Here is an 18988-nt window from a genome sequence, read left to right as displayed (position 1 = left end):
GTAACAATTTAAGGAAGAAGACCCTTCTTCCTTCTTATATACTTACTCGCCGCTGGATCTTTGGAGTCGATCGCGAATGCCTGATAGTTGCGATTGGCTGCTGACGGGCGATCGAGGTTGGGGCATTTCGGTATCGGGCCAGTTCGGTAAGTCGTTACAGGGACAAAACTCCGGGGGCATTCCGGTTTGTTTGAACACTACGGGCATCGCGCAGCGCGCGCAGGGACTGATTTCCCAAGCTGGCGTCAGCAGTTGGGCAATTGTTTCGTTTGTGCCTTCGAGGTAACAGTCTCCGCTGTCGCGGGAGATAATTTTTTGCCAGCACTCTTCAAATTCGGTGCTGTAGCGATCGCCCGCATTTACCGATTTGGGCTGCAGCGCTTCGGAACCGTTGCGAATTAATACTTTTTTGCCTAACTGAAACCAGTAAGCAATATATTTTCTTACTTCACTCTCTGATGCCATAACTTTTAGTCAACCCTTCAACTAATTGATTATTTTAGACTTTTAATTTGAAATTAGCACTCTTTCTTAAGAGACATTTTATCTTTTACATAATTTCAAAAATCGGCTATTCCTCATGTCAAATTGTTGTGCGGTTGGCCCTAGGGAGTATGTTTTTTGACTAATTTATGTGACTCTTGAGTTTTCAATCTTAGTTAAAATCATACCTGATTTTCAGTTAAAATTGTCGTTCGGGAAACCGATATTTTTTCTCCCTTGTCGATCGATCCCCATAGTGTTAATTTTTCAAAGGCGGCAGCGGGGTACCAAGAGCTCTTAGATTCAAGGCGTAACCTCCGGTGGCGAGATAAACATTATCGGCGATCGCCCCGATGTGGCGCACGAGAGTGCCGAGGCGATCGCGAAACAGTCGCCCCGCCGGATAAGCAGGCACAACACCCCATCCGGTTTCTTCCCCTACCAAAATTACATCAGCCGCCGCCGACTTCAAACAGGCGAGCAAATCTTGCTGCACACTCGCCCAAACAGCAGCTTCTTCTTCCAAAAGATTTGCCGTCCAAGTTCCCAGGGAATCAATCAACAAGCAATCTGAGGGCTTGCCGGCTTGCACGACTGCCGATAATTCGATCGGCACTTCTAGAGTTTTCCAATCAACAGGGCGGCGATTTCGGTGCTGTTCGAGGCGACGCAGCCACTCCAAATCCGTTTCATCAACCCGGCCGGTAGCCACATAAATTACTTGTTTTCCCGAACCCGCCGCCAGAGTTTCGGCCCATTCACTTTTGCCGCTTCGGGCCGGCCCAGTTACTAAGATTAATTGTCTCGATGTGGTGGGTTCTGAGTTAGTCATTAGTCAGTCGATTTGAGATTTGAGATTTGAGATTTGAGATTTACTCCACAACAAATGATTTTGGGAGATAGAAGTTTGGTTAAATTTTTTGGGCGGCTGGCGACTAATGTCGCGGGCTTGTCTCCCTTCTTTGGGCAGGGTAACATACAAAGGATTAAACATAATTCCCAATGGCCAATTCCCAATTAGCAATTACCAATTATGATTTAAACTGCCAACTACCAAATGCTTTTTAAGCGATAATAGCATTGATGAGACAATATCAGAGTAAGTCGATCGAGAACCCCCGTATTTCCCAAGCTGTTATTTATGCCAGATCGTCCTCAGATATCAGCGATTATTTGCACCCACAATCGCGCCGCCTATTTAGGTGGGGCGATCGACAGCTTGCTGGTACAGGATTTTCCCGACAACTTTGAAGTAGTAGTAGTGGATAACGCTTCTAGCGATTATGCAAGCCCCGAAAGTTCGATTTCGCGCACCCGCGAGGTGGTAGAAGCAAGACAGGGCGATCGGCGCCTCAAGTACGTGTGGGAACCCGAAATCGGTCTGTCAGTGGCCCGGAACACCGGCGCAAAGGAAGCTGGCAGCGAAATATTGGCTTATCTCGACGACGACGCTATTGCTGAGCCGAATTGGCTTAGGGTGCTCCACAGCGCTTATCAAAGCAATCAACAACTCGCCGTAGCCGGTGGCAAAGTCAATTTGCTCTGGCCCTGTGGAGTCAGCCCGCCCGAATGGCTGTCACCCGGATTGGCCCAGAACTTGGGAGAATACGATTTAGGCAATACTTGTCTGTACGTGACTGCTGCCGGTTTGACTCCCAGGGGGGTAAACTACTCAATCCGGCGCGCTTTTCTCGAACAAATTGGCGGCTTCGATGTCAAACTCGGTAGAGTCGGCAAAAAGTTGCTGTCAAATGAAGAGTTGCGGGCCACAGAATTAGCTTTAGAGTTAGGTTGGCAAGTAGTTTATCTACCGGAGGCCCTGGTGCTTCACCATGTCGCGACAGAAAGGCTCAACAAAGCTTGGTTTCTACAGCGCGGCTGGTGGCAAGGCATCAGCGAGTGTTATCGCGAACAATTGTCCGATCGAGCCGGTATTGCTCAGCTTGGGCGGGGGGGTGAAAGAATCTTGAGGGGTGTCTGGAAGTCTTTTAAATATATTAGAGATCCAGGGCTGCGCTTTGAAAATTTCGTTTTTGCCTGGGGTCAAATTGGTTATTTGAGCGCAGCCATCCGCGGCCTGATTTTTGCACCGAAATCGACCAGCAGGCATTAGGCTATAGGCAATATCCCTCGCTGCTAAAGTCGTCGGCCCTGCTGTGCCGATCGCACTTCATCCACCAAAACTCGACCGCATTCAGGTTCAAGCACTCGATTATGACATCTAGTTCATCCAAGATTCCGGTTTCAGTTCTCATTCCGGCAAAAGACGAAGAACTTAATCTACCAGCGTGTCTGGCCAGCATTGCTAGGGCGGATGAAGTTTTCATGGTTGATTCCCAAAGCAGCGATCGCACCGTAGAAATTGCCATCAGCACCGGCGCAAAAGTAGTGCAATTCTACTTCGACAACCGCTGGCCGAAAAAGAAAAATTGGTCATTGGACAACCTGCCATTTCGCAACGAATGGGTATTAATTGTCGATTGCGACGAGCGCATTCCCCCGGAACTTTGGGACGAAATCGCGCAGGCGATCGAAGACCCCAATTTTGACGGTTACTACCTCAACCGCAAAGTCTTCTTTTTAGGTCAGTGGCTGCGTTACGGCGGCCGATATCCAGACTGGAATTTGCGTTTGTTCAAGCATCAAAAAGGACGTTACGAAAACCTCGGCACTGAATCAGTCCCCAATACTGGCGACAACGAAGTTCACGAACACGTAATTTTAGCGGGTCAAGTCGGCTACTTAAAAAATGACATGATCCACGAGGATTACCGCGATTTATTTCACTGGATAGAACGGCACAACCGCTATTCTAATTGGGAAGCTCGCGTTTATTACAATATTATTGAAGGGCGCGACGACAGCGGCACTATTGGCGCTCACTTATTTGGAGATGCAGTCCAGCGGAAACGCTTTCTCAAAAAAGTTTGGGTGCGGCTGCCGTTTAAACCCATGCTCAGATTTATTTTATTTTACTTCATTCAGCTCGGCTTTTTAGATGGCAAAGCTGGCTATATTTATGCAAGGTTATTGAGTCAATATGAGTATCAAATTAATGCAAAACTTTACGAATTGCGTTGTTGTGGCGGTCAGTTGAATGTGGCAGAATCCGAGCATACTCTGTCGCCGCCAGTAGTTATCAGTCAAGAGACAGAAGTGAAATTGCCTTAATATTTGGGAAGCATGGGGGAATTGGGAATTAGGAAAGCCAGCCCATAGCGAGTGGCTGGAGACATTTTCATTTAATCAGTTCTTCGAGGGATGGAAAAAGCAATTTTTCGGCGCTCACTTTTTCGCAATCGCAAGGCTGTTGACTGGCGGATATTGCTGATACTTTTCCCAGCAGCAATTGGATGCTTTCGATTAGCAATGGTAGAGTTAATAAAATAATTGATGCTGATACCAGCAAGCTAATTAAGCCGTCAGCCCAATTCCAGTGCAGCCACGCTACGGCGATCGCAGCTATAATGACTCCAACCGATGAAAATATGTCGGCGACTGCGTGCAGAAAGGCGCTTTTGAGATTCAAGTCGCCGTGACAGCAGGAATGCAAGCAACAAGCATTGATCGAGTTGATGCTTAAACCGACTATGGCAGTAATTAACATCGGGAGCCCTTCTACTTCGGGTGTTGGGGACTGCAAACGGGCGATCGACTCGGCGGCAATCCACAGGGCGATCGCTACTAAACTGATACTATTAATTAAAGCAGCAATAATTTCTGGGCGGGCGGGCAGGATGCCCACCCCACAGGAAGACTCACTGTTCGCTTCACTGGCATCTTGCCTATTCTTAACAATAGTGCCGATGCCCACCCCACTAGAAGACTCACTGTTTGTGGAACAGGCATCTTGCCTGTTCTTAACAATAGTATCCGATCTCAATTCGATCGCACAATCCACCGATTTACTTCTTTTTAGTGACGAATACCAAGTCGCGGTTAAAGTTATTGCTAAAGCTGCTACATCTGAAAAAACGTGACCCGCATCTGCTAAGAGGGACAAACTATGAGAATTAAGTGCGGCGATTAACTCTGCTACAAAAAAGCTGCTAAGCAGTACCAATGCTGTTTGTAAAAGTCGCACTTTGCCAAGTCTGGGATTTGTATTTTCGCCTTGTGCGATATCCTTGGCGTTTTCAGATTCAAAATTGTTCCTAACTGGAAATGTCATGCAGCAGTCCTTAAGGTTAAACTCGATTTTAAATTAAACATTAAATTAACTATCAATGACCGATTATATACCAAATCCGCACCAATATCCGGAAAATTCGACCGCAAATTCCCCAAATCCTGAAATAAACGATCGTCCAATTAGCGACAATCAGCCAAATACTTTGACAGGGGAATCTTTGGTTGATTTGCGGTTGTACAACCAATCGAAGTTCGATCGGGGAAGGCCTGGTTGGCTAATTTTGCTGTGGTGGTTCGTGCAGGCGATCGCATTTCCTCTCACTCCACACCCTTTTAATTGCATCAGAAGGGGGTTGCTGCGGTTATTTGGAGCGAAAATAGGTCGCGGTGCGATTATCCGCCCCACGGCTCGTTTTACCTATCCTTGGAAAATTGCCATCGGCGATTACAGTTGGATCGGAGATGATGTGGTATTGTACAGTCTGGATCGAATTGCGATCGGCAAACACTGCGTCATTTCTCAAAAAAGCTACCTCTGCACCGGCACTCACGACCCTCAAAACCCCGCCTTTGGCTTAATAACAGCACCTGTTACTATTAACAACGGCGTTTGGATTGCCGCCGACTGCTTCATTGGCCCTGATGTCGAAATCGGTGCAAATGCCTTAATTGGAGCTCGCAGCAGCGTCTTTAAAAATATGCCTGCAGGCTTTATTTGCACAGGAACACCTTGTCGTCCCCGCTGTCAGCGAGAAATCAACACAAGTTCGTAAGCTGTTCTCCATTTAAATTGTGTGTCAAAAATCACTCAAATTATTGTGGGACGTTGCTCGGAGCAACGTCCCGAATATGCAATTTAAACGCGCAACAGCTTAAGAGACATTGTACCGGGAACTAAGGAGCGCGAATTAAATAATACCAATTTAAAAAAAGAATGCAACAGTATTCTTATTCCCCCCCTTAGCAAGGGGGGGTTAGGAGGGGTCAAAGAGTGTTGCATGACTTTAGAGAAATGGTATTATTTACAATTTTAATTGTTATTGTGGGATGGGCGTCTCGCCCGTCCAAAAAGGACGGGCGGGACGCCCATCCCACAAACTTGTCGAAGTTATTTAATTCTCATTCCTAAGCAGCTTTACAAGCTTGCTGGCGAATAGGAATTTCAATGACGAATTCTATTCCCTTTCCTAATCCAGGCTGGCAGTATAATCTGCCCCCATGCTTTTCAACTATAATTTGGTAACTGATAGATAGCCCCAACCCAGTTCCTTTACCGATAGGTTTTGTGGTAAAAAAAGGGTCAAATAGTTTCGGTTTTAAACTTTCGCAAACTCCCCGACCGTTGTCACTAATATGAATAGCCACCCAATTTTCGTCAATTACTTTTGTAGCAATTTGAATGCGGTTCTTCTGTTGTTTAACTTCTGCAAAAGAACGCTGCTGATTCGATTCCTCTAAAGCATCAATGGCATTGGAAATAATATTCATGAACACTTGATTTAATTGTCCGGCATGGCATTCTACTGGTGGAAGCTGACCGTACTTTTTTATTAATTCAATCTCAGGATGCTCTGGTTTGGCTTTTAAACGATGATGCAGGATGGTGAGCGTACTATCAATTCCTTCATGAATATTTACAGATTTCACCTCTGCCTCATCTAGGCGAGAAAAGATTCGCATAGACTTAACAATCTCCTGGATGCGCTGCGTTCCTAAGTTGATTGAGTTAAGAACTTTGATAAAATCTTCCTCCACAAATTCCAGTTCTATTTCATCCATTGCTGCTTGAATCCGAGGAGTTGGATTTACATAATCTTCTTGATAGAGATGTATTATTTTTAGTAAGTTGTGAGCGTACTCTTGGGCATAACCCAGATTGCCTGAGATGAAATTTATAGGGTTGTTTATTTCATGAGCAATCCCAGCCGCCATTTGCCCTAAGCCGGACATCTTCTCGCTTTGAATTAACTTAAGTTGCAGTTGTTGTAAATCTTCATAGGCTTGGCTGACTTCTACAACTTTTTGCTCCAATAATGTATTTTTTTCTTCTAACTTCTCAGTTAAAACATGAAGCTTTAAATGCAGCTTGACGCGAGCTAATACTTCCTCCTGTTGGAAAGGTTTGGTAATATAATCTACAGCCCCAAGCTTAAACCCCTCAACTTTATTAGCCGTATCCGAGAGCGCAGTCATAAATATAATGGGAATCTGTTTAGTTTCTGGATTAGCCTGTAATCGACGACAGGTTTCAAATCCATCAATCTCTGGCATCATGACATCTAGCAAGATTAGATCTGGGAGAGCATATTTGACTCGCTCTAGTGCCATCTTTCCAGATTTCGCGACCCGAACTTCAAATCCTTCCTGACTTAAGGCATCAGATAAGACACCTAAGTTGGCTGAATTGTCATCAACTATAAGGATTGTACCATTTGCTTGAATTTCTGAATTCATAAACCTTACTTGTAGGACTGAATAAACGTTAAAATCTCTTCGTCTTGAAAGTCTTTTGCCATTTGATGCAATCTTTTAGCAAAGGGAATGTATTGGGGATCTATTTGTTCCAGTAATACCGCCTGCTTAACTATTTCTAGGAAATTTCCCTTCATAGCCAGTTCGTATAGCATTTCCATTTGTGTAGCAGGCGGGGCAATTAGCTCATCGGTGTCTGATGCGATCGCCTGTGGATCTTCATTAGCTTCATAAACCCATTCCAAATCGAGATACTGTTGTAATTTTTGCAGGAGCTCTGTTGCCTGAATAGGTTTGGGAATAAAGGTGTTGCCTCCGGCTTCTAAACTTCTGTATTGATCGGTTTCAAATACGCTGGCAGATGACACAATAATGATGATGTCTTTGAAATTTTCCGATTCTCGAACCCGCTTAATTACCTCGAAGCCATCTAGTTCGGGCATTAATAAATCGGTAACAATTAAATCAGGCTGCACTTCTATAATTTTTTCCCAGCCTTCAAGCCCATCGTTCGCTTCAAACACCTCAAAGCCGATCGGACTGAGCAAATTGCTAATTACCGAACGGTTAGCCCATTTGTCATCAATAACCACAATCTTAGGTTGGCGGTGTTTGATGCCGATAATCTGCCCGCGATGGTCGCTTTGAGACGTTTTGACCCATTCATCGGCTTGAGGCAGACTAACATCAAACCAGAAAATACTGCCAACATTAATCTCACTTTGAACTTGAATGGTACTGCCCATTAGTTCTACAATCCTTTGGCTAATTGCCAGTCCCAATCCGGTGCCTTCCGTCTGCCGTCTGCGATCGCCTACCTGCTCGAAGGGCTGAAAAATAGCTTGGAGTTGATCCTGTGCAATGCCGGTACCTGTATCGCGTATTTCAAAGCGAATTTTTCCTTCGGCTGCAAAACTGACTGTAAAAGTAACGCTGCCCTCATCCGTAAATTTAATAGCGTTGCTTAAAAGATTAATTAACACTTGTCGCAAGCGTTTTTCATCCGCACGAATACCGATCGGGAGTTCCGGGCTTGATGGAAAATGAAAGTGAATTCCTTTAATTTCAGCTCGGATGCGACACATTTCTGCTACACCTTGCAGGAATGCCGGGAAATGAAAATCAGTGGGCATTAGTTCCACTTTCTGTGCTTCAATCTTCGACAAATCGAGAATATCATTGATTAAGGTTAGTAAATGCGAACCGCACTGATAAATAACATCAATGCGCGATCGCTCTTCTTCATTCAAGACTTTGGAACGCTGAAGAATCTGCGCGTATCCCATGATGCCATTAAGCGGAGTCCGCAGCTCGTGGCTCATGTTGGCAAGAAATTCACTTTTAGCCCGACTAGCAGCTTCTGCTGCTTCCTTAGCTTTTGCCTGTACGATTTCTGTTTGTTTGCGATCGTGGATATCGGTGCAAGTGCCAACCCACTCGCGGAGGCTGCCATCTTCATTCAGAATTGGCACGCCTCTAGCTTGGAAATAACGATAGTTTCCATCCACTCCGCGCATTCGGTATTCTATGTCATACAGGCTTCTCGTTTGCACTGCTTCGAGCCAGACTTGATTGGTTCGTTCGCAATCGTCCGGGTGAATTGCATCTAGCCAGCCAAAACCAATTACCTCAGCTTCGGTTTGTCCGGTGTAAGCTCTCCAACTCGGTAGATCCGGGCATCTTCCTTCAGCATCCGCTGTCCAGACAATTTGGGATGTGGCAACTATTAGCGAACGATAGCGTTCTTCGCTTTGTTTGATAGCCTCTTCGGCAAGTTTTCGATCGCTAATGTCATTATTAATTTCCAGTTGGGCACAAGGCTTTCCTTCCCCATCGCGCTGCAATGTCCAGCGACTTGCCACAATAATCTGCCGACGATCGCTGGTGGTGTGCTGCAGTTCTCCTTCCCAACTTCCCTGCTCGAAAAACTCTGCCAATACGGTTTCTAATGGTTTAGGGAAGACTGTTTCCAGGAATGTGTGAATGTACTGCCCGACTACTTGGGCTTTTGTCCAACCATAGAGCTTTTCTGCACCTTGGTTCCAGTATATGATGCGGTCATCCATATCCCTAATAATGATACTATTGCTGGCTAAGTCCAGTATTTCTAGGGTTTGACGGAGTGTTTGCTCTACTTGTTTGCGATCGGTAATATCTCGTGTTGTTGCAATGATGCCGAGGATATTGCCCTGATTATCCCGCCAAGGAGCCTTTGTAGTAAAAAAGGTCGTAGGGCTTTCATCATGAGAAGAAATATCTTCCTCGTAAATCTCTGTGATTCCTGCTGCCATGATGTGGCGATCTTTTGCCATAAGTTCACGCGCACTGTCAGGCGACATTAATTCTAAATCATCTTTGCCGATGATTTCCTCAACTGGCTTGCCTAAGAAGTTTGCCAAATTGGAGTTAATGGTAACATAACGCCCTTCCCGGTCTTTAACGACAATGAAGTCGGGTGTACTTTCCAAAATCGAGTTTAGCAGTGCATTGCGATCGCGCAACTCTGCTTCCATTTGTTTGCGATCGTTAATGTTTCGCGCTATGGCGATCAGGCCGATAATATTGCCCTGAGCGTCCCGCCAAGGGGCTTTTGTTGTTAAAAAAGAAGTATTCTCTTTACCATTGAAAACCTCTTCTTCGTAGGTTTCAGTAATGCCTGCTTCCACGATCTCGCGGTCTTTTGCCATTATTGCAACGGCTGCAGCCGGAGGAAGCAGTTCCGAATCATCTTTACCGATAATTTCCTCAATGGGTCTACCGTAAAAGGATTTTGCGACCTCGGAATTAAGGGCAACATATCGCCCTTCCCGGTCTTTAACCACAATTATGTCTGGCGTACTTTCCAAAATAGAGCTCAGCAAGACGTTGCGATCGCGCAGCGCAGCTTGCTGTTGGCGCAGAGCTTCTTCAGCTTGGAACCGATCGGTAATATCTGTATTCGCGCCAATCCATTCCCGAATTGAACCATCCGGGTTCAGAATTGGTACACCACGACAAGTCATGTAGCGATATTCCCCGTCATAGCGGCGCATACGAAATTCAACTTCATAGAGCGATCGATTAGCAATAGCAGTTGACCAGACAGTAACCACAGACGAGCGATCGTCTGGATGGATAGCCTTGATCCCACCCCCTTCTTTGTAATCATCAAATGTCTGTCCTGTAAATGCACTCCAACTAGGTTGCTCGATCGCCATTTCGCCGTCGGCATTGCAGATCCAAATAATTTGAGCGCTGGCTTCCATCAAAGAACGAAATCTTTCTTCACTTTGTTTCAGGACATCTTCTGCGATTTTGCGATCGCGAATATCCCGCGTAATAGTGGCAATTCCTATGGGTTCATTAGTCTCTGGATCTTCGATCGAAAATAGGGTGTAATCTACCGCGATGGGTTCACCTGTCTGGAAATGTCTGAAGCGGAAATCACTCCGCCAACTTCCCTCTTGCATTATTGCAGGCATAATAAACTGCTGTACAAAGTCCAAATCTTCTGCCATGAAAAAGTCGTTCATGTGTTTGGTTTTGGCTTCGTCCAAACTACTGAGTCCCACCAAATCCAGACCAGCCTGATTCACTAGCATCGGGCGACCATCCATTGAGGCAACGCCAATAAAGTCACGGCTGTTCTCGATCGTTGTAGCGAGTAATTGCCGTTCTTCCTCTGCTTTTTTGCGATCGCGAATATCCCGCGCAATAGTGGAGATAAACTCGACTTCACCCGCTGCGGTTTTGTGAACGATCAAAACCTGGGAGACTGGAATTTCTTCCCCATCGCATGACAAAAACAGAGTTTCACCAGTCCACCTGCCCTCTCGTAAGGCGGTGGGAATTACTTCGTTGTGGAATTTTGCCCTTGCTGAGGGAGCTAACACAGAATCTATACTAAACGAAGCTCCTGCTTCCTCTGGGGACATCCCCAGCATTTCCTGTCCGGCTTTGTTGAGATAGACGCTATGCCCAGTCGTATCAGAAACTCCTACTAAGTCGGAAGTTGCTTCCAAAATGGCCGTCAGTCTTGCCTGCTTTTGTTCTGCCCGCTTGCGATCTGTAATTTCAATCACAAGGGCACCAACACCAAAAACCAGGTCATTTTCATCCAGCAAAGGATAGTAAGATGCTTGCCAGTAGCGCAGGATGCCCGGTTGTCTCGGAGTTTCACCCACTACTTCATAATCGAGAATTGCTTTGCCCGTATTCAGAATTTCTTGCAAAATTGGTCCCAGATTCGCAGCCAATTCTGGCAGCACTTCACACAGCGACCTACCAATATGATCTTCCACACAAATGCCATTGATCTGGGCCATAGCTTCGTTAATTTGGACGTACCGGAGTTGGCGGTCTAAAATCATCAGTCCGGCATTCGCTGCAGCAAAAAAAGCCTCGAAGTGAGCCTGTCGCAATACCTCTGCTGTTGTGCTCTCTTGTAGTGGCGGTTGGGTTTGCTTTGGTGGGAATTTGGTCATGTTAGATCGTAGATTTCAGCTTTAATTCTAGAACTTCTTTCCAATTGTGCGATCGCAAGGTTTTCGTTTTCTCCTATTGGGGTACTGAAGAAAACCTTCCGTAGGGCGACCGTTAGGCTTTCAATCTGCGAGATATGTATCCCTTGCGACACTATGTTTTTTAATTATTCGGATGTATCGTCAAGTATTTCTATTTCTCATCAATTCTATTGGTAATCAATCCTATCGGTAGAACATTGATGACAACTTAACCTAGGGAAGCATTTGTCAATCAGTAATTATGCTCAGCCTTTACTCAGGTTTTGGGTGGAGAACTTAGATTTGGGCGATCGAGCAATCATGTCTCGCGCCATATTTATGTCCACTTACCCTCAAATCGCCAATTTTCCACTCCTAAACAAGCAGTATCTTAAGTAAAATTACGGATTGACAAATGCAATTAAGTTATAGTTTATCCCCCATGTAGGTAGAATGCCAAGTATTCTTGAAATGTTATCAATTTTAGCTATATCCGTTAAATTTTCACTTGGATATACACAAAACGGACACAACTGGCAGAGTAATAGCAATATCTCTCCCACCAGTTAAAGTCATTGTAATACTTACATATTTGACTTGTCCACTTAAAGAGTCATTGAATAATCCCTGCTTAACTTGATAACGGGACTTGAAAAAAAAATTAGTGGACAGTATGATAAACTCGAATCAAGTTAATGTTGACTAAAATTAGTAGAGCGCTTTAATAATAGATGAGTCGGCTCTCGGAGCGCGAAAAAGTGGCACACTAACCGCAGGGCTGCGAAGACCAGGTATCCGAAAAATTGGCAATAGGGATAACTGCGTAGTATGAGGAACAACATCTCTATGTAACGGCTTAAGTTTTTATACCCTAAAAATAGGTTAAAATTTATGATAACAACTTCAGTATTTGATTTTTACATTGGGTACTGAGGACTTTATTTTTTACTACTCTCCTTAAAAATGACCGCACAAGAAACCTTAGTCCCGGAATTTGAATTGAATACAATACCAGAAGAAGTATTGACGCAGATATCGCAAATATTTACAGCTACCCTATTTAAAATAGGTGAAAATCCTGTATCCCTGCAGTCACTCGTGGAACTGATTGTATTGTTTATCGCTATCCTTCTCATAGCACGATCTTTTACGAACTTTCTTAAGGAAAGCGTGCTTGTCAGACTGGGCATTGACGAGGGAAACCGGGAAGCTATTGCAGTAATTGTTGGGTATTTAATAGTAGCTTTGGGGGTGATAGTCGCCATCCAAAGCATCGGCTTCAACCTCGCTTCTTTTGCAGTGGTTGCGGGGGGATTGGGAGTCGGAATTGGCTTCGGAATCCAAGATTTAACAACTAATTTTGTCAGCGGCTTAACGCTGCTTTTAGATAGGCCTGTGAAAGTCGGAGACTTTGTGGAATTAGAAGGATTAATGGGAATCGTCAAAAAAATATCGATTCGATCGACCATCATCCAAACGACTGAAGACTCTAGCGTCATTGTTCCCAACAGCAAAATGATTAGCAACAAAATTGTTAACTGGAGTTACGAAAATTCCCTACTCTGTCTGCGAGTTCCCGTAGAAGTAGCCGAGAATAGTAACCCGCTGTTAGTGACAGAAACTCTGTTAAATATTGCTTACGCAGAAGCTGGAGTATTGTACGAACCGAATCCGAAAGTATTGTTTGTCGAGTTTGGTGATGATAGTTTTAAATTTGAACTTTTAGTTTGGACAGACAGGCCGACTGAAAGAGAAATAATTAAAAGTTCTTTAAATTTTGCAATTGAATACAATTTCCGCCAGCATAAAATCGAATTTCCGTTGAATGACAGAGAAATTTATTTGCAAAACCCCGAAGTTCTCTTGTCAATGTTCAATAAAAAAGAAACTGCAATTGACCTCCCGAATAGTTACTCAGAAAATGAGCAAAAACCGCCAAGTTTTGCAGAAAAACTCAAAAAGCCATCGTCGCTTAGCTGTTTGCTGCGAGAGGTGGAATACTTTGAAAATCTGACCGATCTTGAATTGCGGCAATTGATTGAAGTTGGATACCGCAAACGTCTGCGACCGCAAGAATTTTTGTTTCACGAAAACGACCCCGGAGATGCTTTTTACATGATTCTTTCAGGTTCAGTAGAAGTTTTTGTAGAAGCTATTGACAAACATCTGAATAACCTTGGTAGCGGTCAGTTTTTTGGGGAACTTTCTTTGATGTTGGGAATTCCGAGAACTGCTTCGGTAAGAGCTTTGGAAGAAACAATTTTGTTTGCGATTAATAAAGAAGGTTTCCAAAAAGTTCTAACTGAACGACCGGAGTTATCCGAACAGATTATTCAAGAAATAGTCAAACACAAAGAAGAACTCAGCGAAAGACAGCAATTACTGCGAGAAATGGAATTGGTAGATGCAGCAGAAGAGGATGAAAATCCTGTAGAATGGGTGAGAAAACGGCTAAAAGATTTATTTACTGTTTGAAATAATTTCTATGACGCGATTTATTCACGATCTCTTTGCCAAAGAATTTCTGGAAGAATTGCTGTCGCCGCTTGGAACGGTTAATATCGGCCGCGATGTGACTTCGGAAGTCCGAGAAATCGATGTTTACTTCACTTTCTTCAATCTAAAATCTAAAATCTAAAATCTAAAATCGATTGATGCCCACAGCATCGAAAGCATTGGTAGATAGCTTTAATGCTATACCAGACACAGAGAATTGGATGCAGGGAATTTATTTTTTGGGTGAATCTTTGCGAACTGCAATTGTGGCGATTCACCAGTTGCCAGAAACTCCAGAAACCCTATGGTTGAGGATTTTGGGCAAAGGGGGAGTGCAGCAAAGGGCTATTTCTCAATTAAGCACTTTAGCAACAGACGATCCGTTGCGGACGATCGCGCTAGAATTGCTGTATCGGTTACAGTCAAATTTAGTAACCGATGCGCCACAAAAATTAGAGCCAGAAGAGCGGGAGTTAATTATGGCCATTGCACCACTTTTTCAACAACAAATACAAGCAGCACAGCAACAAGCTAGAGAAGAAGGACTAGAACAGGGACTAGAAGAAGGACTAGAACGAGGGCTAGAACGGGGACTAGAACAAGGACTAGAACAAGGACTAGAACAAGGCAGACAAGAACAACAGCGCTTAATCCTAGAAAACTTTCTGCGAGTTAGATTTGGAGAATTAAGTCCCAAAATGACTGTTTTTCTGTCTCCAATATCCAAGTTGGCAGCGGCGGAATTTACAGTGCTGTTGCTGGCAATCTCGATGCTGACAGTCGATGAATCTGGGCGGGAATCAGCGGTTAAATTGTTAGCTGAAAGTGCGTTGCAAATACGATCGCCTGAATTGGGCGATATTCTGCCTGCAGCCGTTACTAATCTATTAACTTTGCCTGTGGCAGAATTGACATTGTTTGTAGAACAACTGCCACAGTTATCGGCTGAGGAATTGAGAGAAAGGTTAGGAAAAACACCTGACTCAAACCTGCGATCGCAGCCATCAAGAGCGATCGCGCTTGATGGCTGCGATCGTTCTCACATGAAATTCCTCGATAGTGCGATCGCACTTAGGAATTGGACTGCGGGCCTAAAACCAAGTGCAGGAGACCGTCGATCAGTCGATCGCGCTCCATTGGGATAATCTCTTTACCGTGCATCATATGCTGCATTAACTGAAAATATACCAAAGCTCCGATAAAAATTCGCGCTGTTGCCTCCGCATCGGGCAATTTTAACTCTGGATGCGATGCCAAGTATTCCGCTAGCCGCTGGATACCCGGTTTAGCTAAGTTTTTCACAAAAGTCTGCGCTAGCTGGGGAAAACGCCCCGATTCCGCAATCACTAACCTCACAAAATTGAGATATTCTGGTTCCTGGGTCGCCTGATCCAATATAGTTGTGGCAACGAATCGCAGCGCTACGGCGGGTTCTTCCTCCAGAAGTGTAAAATGGACTTTTTTTTGCGCCAGCCGCTGTACCAAAGCCGCAAACAATCCCTCTTTATCTTGAAAATAGCTGTAAACCGTGGCTTTGGAAACTCCCCCCGTCTTCGCTACCTTGTCCATACTCGTCCCCGCGTAGCCGTGGGTTAAAAATTCTTGCATCGCACCTTGCAGGATTTGCTCGGTTTTGTCACCTCCTGCTGCGTCTGCTTCGATCGGTTTTGTCCTTGCCATACCTTGCTTCTGTAATTTTTATTTGGGAGCTTGACATTATTATACTGAACGGTTTAGTATGAAAGAACATCGTAACTAAACCGTTTAGTTTTATTTTCTCACAAAGAGGTATGTCATGGTACACCAACCAACAGCAGACGGCTTATCCTCAACTCCATCCCTAGTTAAACAACTCCTAGTTGTGGCAGCAGTAGCAACCGTGGGGGCAGCGGGAACCACAGGCTACACGATCTGGCGATCGCGCATAGCCGATCCCAACGCAGCAGCAGCCGCCGCAGCCGTCGCAGCATCCCAATTAACCACAGTTACAGCCTTGGGGCGACTCGAACCCAGAGGAGAAGTAATTAAAGTCTCCGCCTCCGGTGCAGCGGAAGGAAACCGGATCGATCGACTCTTAGTGAAAGAAGGAGACAGGGTAAAAACAGGTCAGGCGATCGCAATTTTGGACAGCCGCGATCGCCTGCAAGCCGCCCTCGACCAAGCTCAAGAACAAGTGCGCGTCGCCGAGGCAAACCTAGCAAAAGTCAAAGCCGGAGCCAAAAACGGCGAAATCCAAGCCCAAAAAGCGACTATTAGCCGTTTATCAGCCGATCGCAGCAACGAGATCGCAGCGCAACAGGCGATCGTGGCCCGTCTAGAAATCGATCGCAGCACCGAAATTGCAGCGCAACAAGCCACAATTGCCCGCATCAGGGCCGAACAGCAAGGTGAAATTCAAACTCAACAAGCCGCAATTGCCCGCCTGCAAGCCGAACTCCGCAACGCCCAAAGCGAGGATCGGCGATACTCCCAACTGTATCAAGAAGGAGCCATCTCAGCTTCCACCAGCGACAGCAAAAGCCTCGCCGCCGAAACAACTCAACAGCAACTCAACGAAGGAAAGGCAAAACTGAATCAAATTCAGCAATCGCGCCAACAGCAAATTAACGAAGCCCAAGCCAAACTGAATCAAATTCAGCAATCGCGCCAACAGCAAATTAACGAAGCCCAAGCCAAACTCAGCCAAATTCAGGAATCTCGACAACAGCAGATTAACGAAGCCGCAGCAAATCTCGATCGTATCGCCGAAGTGCGTCCCGTTGACATAGCAGCAGCCGCCGCCGAAGTCAGTTTGGCCGCAACAGCCGCCAAACAAGCCAAAGCCAATCTGGATCTAGCATACATCCGTGCTCCCAGAGACGCCCAAGTCCTGAAAATCCACACGCATCCGGGAGAAAAAGTGGGAAACGACGGTATTGTCGAACTCGGACAAACTCGCGAGATGCTAGCTGTTGCGGAAATCTACGAAAGCGACGTGGACAAAGTGCGCCTCGGACAAACCGCCAAAATTACTAGCGATGCTTTGAGGGGCGAATTGCGGGGAACTGTCGAACATATTGGTTTGCAAGTGCAGCGGCAAAACATTGTTAACACCGATCCTTCTGCAAATATTGATAGTCGAATTGTGGAAGTAAAAGTGCGTTTAGATGAAGCTTCCAGCCAGAAAGTAGCGGGATTAACCAATTTGCAAGTCAAAGTGGCGATCGGAGAAATTAAAGATTAAGTAAAAAATCTTACTTTCTTCCCGCTAGAAAACTCTCTACTTCTTCCTTTCTCTTTCTACCCTACGGGAACGGCTTCGCCGAACGTGTCCTTTGCGTCTTCGCGGTTCAATAATTATATGATGTCCGATCGATTAACCATAATATCCCGGTCGGGGCGGGTTTTTGAGATGGTCAATTATTCGCAGGTATTGTTGGTGAACCCGCCCCTACAAAAATCGCGGTCGCTAGACCGGACATGATATTACATATTATTTCAGTACGAAAAGAGTAAACCATCAGCCCTATCTCTTCAATCCAAAATCCCAAATCTAAAATCTAAAATCCTATGATTGGACTCATAAAACCCTTACAACAGTTAAGACGCAGAACTTCCCTCGGATGGCTGCAACTGAGTCATGACAAAGGGCGAATGCTGGTTGCAGTAGCAGGAATTGCCTTTGCTGACGTTTTGATGTTCATGCAGTTAGGCTTTCAAAATGCGCTTTACACCAGCAATACGCGGCTGCATCAAAGCTTGGAAACAGACTTAGTTTTGATTCACCCCCAAGCGCGAAATTTGATTAATTTGTCTTCCTTCCCCAGACGCAGATTGTATCAAGCAATGAACGTACCGGGGGTGAAATCAGCCGAACCGCTTTACGTGAAAATTGCTAACTGGAAAAATCCCGAAACTCGGCGCGAAACGTCGCTGATGGTGGTGGGTTTCAATCCGAATCGCCCTGCGTTTGCGCTTCCAGAAGTCAACCAAAATTTGAGCGCGATTAAATTGCCGGATACCGTGTTGTTCGATCGAGCTTCTAGGGGAGACTACCAAGGGACGATCGCCCAAATCGATCGAGGAAAAGCCGTTAAAGCTGAAGTAGAGCGGCGCACGATGAACGTCAGCGGTTTATTCACAGTGGGAGCATCTTTTGCCGCCGACGGTATTTTGATGACTAGCGATCAAAATTACCTGCGCCTGTTTCCCAGACAAAACGCCGCGAGTGTTAATGCCGGATTAATTCAACTGCAACCGGGTGCTGACCCCGTAGAAGTTCAACAACTTTTGAAAGCATATTTACCGCAGGATGTCAAGGTACTAACCAAACAAGAATTTATCGATTTTGAGAAAAACTATTGGGCTAAGAATACTGCGATCGGCTTTGTGTTTAATCTAGGCGTCGCGATGGGTTTTGTAGTAGGAGTAATTATTGTTTATCAAGTTCTCTCAACCGATGTCAGCGACCACATGGGAGAATACGCTACTTTCAAAGCGATGGGCTACCGCAATGTTTATTTACTCGGCATCGTTTTTGAAGAAGCTCTAATTCTTTCTGTACTCGGTTTTTTGCCCGGAGTAGGAGTCTCTTTCGGACTTTACTCTTTAACTCGCAAAGCCACAAATTTACCTTTGTACATGACGCTGGTTCGAGCAGTTGCAGTATTACTTTTGAACGTAATTATGTGCACTCTTTCAGGAGCAATTGCCACTCGCAAACTGCAAGCAGCCGACCCAGCAGATATGTTTTAAAGGAAAAATAATCAGAGAGCATGAAAGACTAAAACCCTGACTAAAAACATATTTCTTGTAATCCTTCTCTTCTTTTTCCTCTACTTTGTAGGCGACAAAAGCAGTTTATTAGACTCCAATTGCAAAAAATGCCAACAATCTTGAAATCCATCTGCGTTCATCTGCGTTCATCTGCGGTTTCTCTCTCAATC

14 protein-coding genes and 1 pseudogene are annotated in these 18988 nt (G+C 45.1%); 7 read left to right on the top strand and 8 right to left on the bottom strand.

Going from position 1 to position 18988, the window contains the following annotated elements; translation table 11 throughout:
- Nucleotides 1–42: 42 nt before the first annotated feature.
- The 3 genes from QUA50_RS15445 to QUA50_RS15435 form a co-directional block, all read right to left on the bottom strand.
- Nucleotides 43–465, bottom strand: coding sequence for a hypothetical protein (locus QUA50_RS15445; RefSeq protein WP_333264779.1), 423 nt, complete (start codon nucleotides 463–465; stop codon nucleotides 43–45).
- Between the two features lie 277 nt (nucleotides 466–742).
- Entirely contained in the window at nucleotides 743–1315 is a 573-nt protein-coding gene (cobU, locus tag QUA50_RS15440; RefSeq protein ID WP_333264778.1) for a bifunctional adenosylcobinamide kinase/adenosylcobinamide-phosphate guanylyltransferase, read from the bottom strand.
- Between the two features lie 3 nt (nucleotides 1316–1318).
- Nucleotides 1319–1477: a hypothetical protein gene (locus tag QUA50_RS15435; RefSeq protein WP_333299475.1), complete on the bottom strand. Its 159-nt coding sequence runs from the start codon at nucleotides 1475–1477 to the stop codon at nucleotides 1319–1321.
- A 147-nt stretch (nucleotides 1478–1624) separates the two neighbouring features.
- Between QUA50_RS15435 and QUA50_RS15430 the strand changes: the two genes are divergently transcribed.
- Nucleotides 1625–2596, top strand: a complete 972-nt coding sequence (locus QUA50_RS15430; protein WP_333264777.1) for a glycosyltransferase — start codon at nucleotides 1625–1627, stop codon at nucleotides 2594–2596.
- A gap of 1 nt (nucleotide 2597) precedes the next feature.
- On the opposite strand, the gene QUA50_RS15425 is transcribed toward QUA50_RS15430, so the two are convergent.
- The gene (locus QUA50_RS15425) at nucleotides 2598–2810 is read right to left on the bottom strand and encodes a hypothetical protein (RefSeq protein ID WP_333264788.1); all 213 of its coding nucleotides are present in this window, start codon (nucleotides 2808–2810) and stop codon (nucleotides 2598–2600) included.
- Here QUA50_RS15425 and QUA50_RS15420 point away from each other — a divergent pair.
- Complete coding sequence (locus QUA50_RS15420) at nucleotides 2719–3654, top strand: glycosyltransferase family 2 protein (protein WP_333264787.1); 936 nt, start codon at nucleotides 2719–2721, stop codon at nucleotides 3652–3654. The genes QUA50_RS15425 and QUA50_RS15420 overlap by 92 nt on opposite strands.
- 67 nt (nucleotides 3655–3721) lie before the next feature.
- On the opposite strand, the gene QUA50_RS15415 is transcribed toward QUA50_RS15420, so the two are convergent.
- Nucleotides 3722–4654, bottom strand: coding sequence for a cation diffusion facilitator family transporter (locus tag QUA50_RS15415; RefSeq protein WP_333264776.1), 933 nt, complete (start codon nucleotides 4652–4654; stop codon nucleotides 3722–3724).
- A gap of 55 nt (nucleotides 4655–4709) precedes the next feature.
- Between QUA50_RS15415 and hpsU the strand changes: the two genes are divergently transcribed.
- Nucleotides 4710–5387, top strand: coding sequence for a hormogonium polysaccharide biosynthesis acetyltransferase HpsU (hpsU, locus tag QUA50_RS15410; RefSeq protein ID WP_333264775.1), 678 nt, complete (start codon nucleotides 4710–4712; stop codon nucleotides 5385–5387).
- A 352-nt stretch (nucleotides 5388–5739) separates the two neighbouring features.
- On the opposite strand, the gene QUA50_RS15405 is transcribed toward hpsU, so the two are convergent.
- The gene (locus QUA50_RS15405; RefSeq protein WP_333264774.1) at nucleotides 5740–7068 is read right to left on the bottom strand and encodes a response regulator; all 1329 of its coding nucleotides are present in this window, start codon (nucleotides 7066–7068) and stop codon (nucleotides 5740–5742) included.
- 5 nt (nucleotides 7069–7073) lie between these two features.
- Nucleotides 7074–11549 (bottom strand): PAS domain S-box protein, encoded by a 4476-nt coding sequence (locus QUA50_RS15400; RefSeq protein ID WP_333264773.1) that lies wholly within the window; start codon nucleotides 11547–11549, stop codon nucleotides 7074–7076.
- Nucleotides 11550–12530: 981 nt separating this feature from the next.
- Between QUA50_RS15400 and QUA50_RS15395 the strand changes: the two genes are divergently transcribed.
- Both QUA50_RS15395 and QUA50_RS15385 read left to right on the top strand, forming a co-directional pair.
- Nucleotides 12531–14042 (top strand): mechanosensitive ion channel domain-containing protein, encoded by a 1512-nt coding sequence (locus tag QUA50_RS15395; RefSeq protein WP_333264772.1) that lies wholly within the window; start codon nucleotides 12531–12533, stop codon nucleotides 14040–14042.
- A 10-nt stretch (nucleotides 14043–14052) separates the two neighbouring features.
- Nucleotides 14053–15208, top strand: a pseudogene (locus tag QUA50_RS15385) (flagellar assembly protein H).
- Here QUA50_RS15385 and QUA50_RS15380 read toward each other — a convergent pair.
- Nucleotides 15135–15743 (bottom strand): TetR/AcrR family transcriptional regulator, encoded by a 609-nt coding sequence (locus QUA50_RS15380; protein ID WP_333264769.1) that lies wholly within the window; start codon nucleotides 15741–15743, stop codon nucleotides 15135–15137. The pseudogene QUA50_RS15385 and the gene QUA50_RS15380 overlap by 74 nt on opposite strands.
- A 115-nt stretch (nucleotides 15744–15858) precedes the next feature.
- Between QUA50_RS15380 and QUA50_RS15375 the strand changes: the two genes are divergently transcribed.
- Nucleotides 15859–17286: an HlyD family efflux transporter periplasmic adaptor subunit gene (locus QUA50_RS15375; RefSeq protein WP_333264768.1), complete on the top strand. Its 1428-nt coding sequence runs from the start codon at nucleotides 15859–15861 to the stop codon at nucleotides 17284–17286.
- Between the two features lie 326 nt (nucleotides 17287–17612).
- Nucleotides 17613–18797: an ABC transporter permease DevC gene (gene devC / locus QUA50_RS15370; RefSeq protein ID WP_333264767.1), complete on the top strand. Its 1185-nt coding sequence runs from the start codon at nucleotides 17613–17615 to the stop codon at nucleotides 18795–18797.
- Nucleotides 18798–18988: the final 191 nt, after the last annotated feature.

The sequence above is a fragment of the Microcoleus sp. M2_D5 genome (assembly GCF_036701935.1).
GTDB lineage: Bacteria > Cyanobacteriota > Cyanobacteriia > Cyanobacteriales > Microcoleaceae > Microcoleus.
Note: the sequence above shows the minus strand (reverse complement) of the source record. Positions and strands in the feature narration are given on the sequence as shown.